This is a genomic window from Deinococcus sp. Leaf326 (assembly GCF_001424185.1).
GTDB lineage: Bacteria > Deinococcota > Deinococci > Deinococcales > Deinococcaceae > Deinococcus.
Map to the genome: position 1 here is coordinate 1 of NZ_LMOM01000081.1, position 4,534 is coordinate 4,534.

Annotated in this window: 2 protein-coding genes; one reads left to right on the top strand and one right to left on the bottom strand. The window is 60.3% G+C overall.

Annotated features, from left to right (window positions below; genetic code table 11):
* Nucleotides 1-1,200: bifunctional diguanylate cyclase/phosphodiesterase (locus ASF71_RS20415; protein WP_156373018.1), on the top strand; the 1,200-nt coding region annotated here is incomplete at its 5' end.
* A 500-nt stretch (nt 1,201-1,700) separates the two neighbouring features.
* Here ASF71_RS20415 and ASF71_RS20420 read toward each other — a convergent pair.
* The gene (locus ASF71_RS20420) at nt 1,701-3,977 is read right to left on the bottom strand and encodes a DUF11 domain-containing protein (protein WP_156373019.1); all 2,277 of its coding nucleotides are present in this window, start codon (nt 3,975-3,977) and stop codon (nt 1,701-1,703) included.
* Between the last annotated feature and the right edge of the window lie 557 nt (nt 3,978-4,534).

Genomic DNA, 4,534 nt, shown 5'->3' on the forward strand with positions numbered 1-4,534 from the left:
CGCCAGCGGAGTGCCTCCACTTCATTCGCGGTCTTGTTCCTAGACGTTGACCGTTTCAAGCTGGTGAATGACAGCCTGGGTCATGCAGCAGGCGATGAACTTCTCCTGGCGATCGCAGCGCGGCTGCAGGCCAGTGTCGCTTCGGTCAATACCGTCGGCCGCCTTGGAGGGGATGAGTTCACGCTGCTCCTGGAAGACGTGCAGTCCCGTGAAGAGGTGATCCAACGCGTCAAAATGGTGCTGCACCACCTTGCAGTGCCATTCTCCGTGGCTGGCCAGGAGCTCAGAATCACTGCGAGCATCGGCATCGCCCTGAGCTCTGACGAGCCCACGGGAGCCGATGAGCTGTTACGGGATGCCGATATCGCGATGTACCAGGCCAAGACGCATCACAAAGGGGGATACCGCTTCTTCGAGCCGGCCATGTATGAGCGGCGGGTCACCCTGTTGAATCTGCAACGCGATCTGCGCCAGGCGGTCGAACACTCGCAATTGCGGGTCTATTACCAACCGATCCTCCGGTTGAGCGATCAGGTCGTCATGGGGGTCGAGGCGCTGGTCCGCTGGCAGCATCCGGAGCACGGGATGATTTCGCCAGCAGAGTTCATTCCACTGGCGGAGGAGAGCGGCCTGATCTGTGAGATCGATCTGTGGGTGCTCCGGGAAGGATGCCGTCAGTTGAGGGCATGGAACGCGGGACGGGCGACGCCGTTGACGCTGAGCGTGAATCTTTCCGCACAGCATTTTGACCAGCCTGACATTGTCGGGCGGGTGAAGTGGGTCCTGGCGGAGGAAGGGACCGAAGCCCAGCGAATCCATCTGGAAATTACAGAAAGCCTGCTCATGGCTGACAATACCCAGGCGGTTGAGGCCCTCCGTGCGTTCCGAGCCTTAGGGGTGAAAGTGGTGGTCGATGATTTTGGGACGGGGTACTCCAGCTTGAGCTATCTCCAGCGTTTCCCGCTTGATGGCCTGAAGATTGACCGCTCATTTGTGACGATGGCGGCGGAACGACCAGAAGTGATCCAGACGATCGTGACATTGGGCCGCACGTTGAACATGCATGTGGTGGCTGAAGGACTGGAGGAAGACGCGCAAATTCGGCAGCTGCGAGAGATGGAATGCGATTTCGGTCAAGGCTACGGATTTGCCCGGCCTTTGCCTCCACACGAACTGGGCGAGTTTCTCCGGCAACGTTGAGCGGAGACGTTAAAGCAGACCTCACGCCCTGGAGCCTGCACCTTGTTGAACTCAGACGTCGGCAAGTGAGAACCGAAAAGATTGAACTCGGTGAATGACGAGCATCAGCATATCCCTAGATACCGCACATCATGACGAAACGAGTCATTGAAGTTTGAGAGCATGCATCCGACGGCCGGATGCGCAATAGGCACTGGACAACCAGAAACGCTCTGACAATCCAGGTATGACCAGGCCTCGACCGATCATGCTGCTGCTCTCCCACCTGCAGGCGCCCCTGCACTTCTGGAAGGCGCAACGCGACCAACAAACATAAGGCCAGCAGAGGCGCTCTCGGCAAGGCCTGCACCAACGCTGGCTCAGTCAACACCCAGGGGCGATACACCTGAGACTGCGTCGTCGTGAGAGCCAGCGTAGGAGCGAAGGACACTTTGAACACATGTGCGGAACGGTGGGTGCTCGGACGCCCAGTCATTGAGTGGCCCTGGAAAACTCCTGACCTATCGCACGACGGCATTCAGGGTCAGCGTGCCACCCCCACCGACAGGCACAGTGGTTCCGTTGCCACATGCTGTGTTCAGGGCCACGCTGTAGCTCTGCGCGGGAGTAAGCGCTATAGCGGTTCCGGATGGACACACGAACGTTGCCGTCTGGGCCCTCAGCGTCGCTGGCAGGTTGTCGCCAATGCTGACGTTGGGCAGAGCCACCTCACCGCTATTGGTGTAGGTAATCACGTACTGCAGCACATCGCCAGGCAGGGCCGAGGTCCCGGAAGTGGTATTTGCCCCGCCGCGCGTGACGTTCCGGGCCGTCTTGAGCAGGTCGAGCTTGAGTACAGGATCACGCGCCGTCAACGTCACGGACGAGGTGTTGTTCGTCGTCTCCGGGTCCACGGCGTCGCTGGCCCGCGTGACCGTCGCCGTGTTGACCAGACTGCTGCCGCTCGTTGTGGTGAGAGCAACCGTCGTGGTGACCGTAATGGGAACGGCCGTCTGACCCGTGAGGAACACCTCAGTGGAGAGCCCGCCCGTACCCCCCGTCGCGGTACACCCCGTCGGGCAGTTCCAGGTGCTGCCGGTCGCCCAACCTGGCAGGGCGTCCGCAACGGTCGCCCTCAGGGGTTGCCCCGGAGTATCCGTGGTGAGGTTCTGAATCGTCAGGGTGTAGGTCACGGTGCCGCCTCTCGGCGCAGTCGTCACTGCAGAGGTTTTGACGATTCGCAGATCGGCGGACCGCACAATGATCGCTCCACTGTTGGTAGAGCTGCTGGGGTAATACGCCCAGGTGTCCATGACCTTCTTGTCACCGAACGCATTGCTCCAGCTGTGCTGAGCGGTCGTAGCACTGTCTGCCCCTCTGGGGGTGTTGTCCGGACTGGGCGCTCCAGTCACGGCAGATGGCCGGGTCAGGGGTCGGTCATCCCAGTACAGCGTGCTGACTCCACTGCCTGAGCCGGGCACCTGACGCGTGATGTTCAGGCCTACTGCATTCTCCGAATCGAGCAGGGGAAAATGAATATCCCCGGAGAACAGGGAAACACTCGCCGTGTAGTTTCCTGTGCCGGCAGAGACCGCTTTGCCGTCACTGTCCAGGCCATCCCAGTTCACGGTATTGCTACCCGGGGTTGCCGTTCCAGTCAGGACCCGGTCATTGTTCACCCCATTGTTCGAGAGCGGGATCAGCAGCCGGTAGCTGAAACTCTGGCTCCCCGGGTTGTTGAAGGTGAAAGTCCCGCCCAGGGTAGAACTGGTCGTGCTGCCCGCATAGCCCGATGTGCCGTCTCGCCCAGCGAACGTTAGATTGGTCGGTGTGGGGGGTAAGGTCGGACTGGCCGTAAGGAGCCAATCTCCACCTGCGGTGGTGGCAGGGAGGTCCGTGGCTGGGATATTGAAGAAGAGCTTATGGGTTACAGAGCTGCCGCTGTCGGCACCGACCACAGGGCTGCCATAGGTCGCTGCATCAACTGAAGCACTCTGGAAACTGGGGAGCCCTGCTGTCGTTGTCACGCCCTTGTTATTGGCGAAGAAGATGAAGCCGTAGGGGTCAACGTTCCCTATGAACCTATAGCGGTAGCCGTCTTTGGTCTGAACGTACAGATTGAGGGTGACGGGTCGACCATTAGACCCGGCACTCATGGCCAGATAGGTCGTCCAGACCCGTCCTGGCACGGCGGAGGCACCATTGAGAACAGTGACGTCCCACGCGGAGACGAAACTGTCGTTGACGGTCGGTGCGGCCCAGCCACTGCTCACGATGATCCCGCTGGGGTTGGCGTTGCCGGTGGGCACGGGGGCAAGAATTTCCACAGTGTAGACCCCCGTGGTTTTCACGGGGTAGAGGCAGGGCTTGTAGTACCCCGTTGCTCCAGTCGTCGAGGGCCCATTGGTTTCCTGGGTGCGGTTTTCGATCAGACCGGTTTTGTCCGCAGCGGCTTTACAGGTTAGGAGCGGTGTCGCAGTGACCGTCCCTGTGAGGTCGACGGCGCCTGAGTACACGTTAATGGCGGCGGCGTTTGTGGCCAGCGTACTCAGGAGACTGCTGCTGCCCAAGGCGAGTTGTTCTCCGCTTCTGGCATAGACGAAGAGGCTGGTCTTGCGGGTAGGAGCGGCGGCACCTAAGTCGCCCTTGTTGGTGTTCCCTGTTTCGAGGGCCGCACGGTAGGTGGCCGTCCCCAGGAGTTGAGCACTGCCTTCGGCGGCGGCTGTGGGGAGGAGAAGGAGGAGTGCAGGGAGCAACCAGCGACTCAGGAGCGCTTGGGAAGACGGGAGGGAAGACACGGTCGTCAGGCTAGCCCGGATGTCGGAGACACATCACCTCGAATAGGGTGGACGAACTGGACATAGGCTCATGACTCCCATGTTCATTCAGCAGGAGCAATTCCTCCCCTGCTAGCTGTACTTCGGGGAATATTCAGGGACCGCTGAACAACGCTGCACGGCACGCATAAAGGCGGCACCGKTCTCCTGATCGCCGGGGAAGTTCCCCGGCGATCTCCCTTCGAATCTCAGGTACGGACTCGCCAAAAAAGCCGTCCAGTTGGGCCAAGCGGAGCCATTGCAGGAAGAGCAGCGCAATTANCGCCGGGGAAGTTCCCCGGCGATCTCCCTTCGAATCTCAGGTACGGACTCGCCAAAAAAGCCGTCCAGTTGGGCCAAGCGGAGCCATTGCAGGAAGAGTAGCGCAATTAAACAGAGCGCCGCGTGGTGGTTGAGCCCTTGCCAGCTTCTCCCTTCGAAGTGACTTAGCCCGACTTCCTGTTTGAGYTCCCGGTGACCCAGCTCGCAGGCCCAGCGTTGCTTCGTCACCCGAATCAGGTGATCAAACGACGTCTCTG